Source organism: Acinetobacter sp. NIPH 1852 (assembly GCF_022549455.1).
GTDB lineage: Bacteria > Pseudomonadota > Gammaproteobacteria > Pseudomonadales > Moraxellaceae > Acinetobacter.
Genome location: NZ_JAKZGG010000057.1, coordinates 1 through 500, shown reverse-complemented (window position 1 = coordinate 500; position 500 = coordinate 1). Strand labels below are relative to the sequence as shown.

At 51.0% G+C, this 500-nt stretch carries 1 protein-coding gene; it reads left to right on the top strand.

Annotated features, from left to right (window positions below; all coding sequences use genetic code 11):
• Positions 1 to 500: hypothetical protein (locus tag MMO38_RS16550; RefSeq protein WP_241324196.1), on the top strand; the 500-nt coding region annotated here is incomplete at both ends.

Here is a 500-nt window from a genome sequence, read left to right as displayed (position 1 = left end):
CATGTCATCGGTGAAGATCTGCTTGGTGGTGGAATTATTGATGGCATCACAGGTGGCATTGGCGGTGATGGTGGCCCATTAGGTGCAATCACAGGTATTATCGGTGGTATTACAGGCGGTGGTGATGGTGGTCCACTAGGTCCAATCACTGGAATCATCGGTGGTATTACAGGCGGTGGTGATGGTGGTCCACTAGGTGCAATCACAGGAATAATCGGTGGTATTACAGGTGGCGGTGATGGTGGTCCACTAGGTCCAATCACTGGAATCATCGGTGGTATTACTGGCGGTGGTGATGGTGGTCCTTTAGGTGCAATCACAGGAATAATCGGTGGTATTACTGGTGGCGGTGATGGTGGTCCACTAGGTCCAATCACTGGCATTATCGGTGGTATTACTGGTGGCGGTGATGGTGGTCCTTTAGGTCCAATCACAGGTATCATCGGTGGTATTACTGGCGGTGATGGCGGTCCTTTAGGTGCAATCACTGGAATTATCGG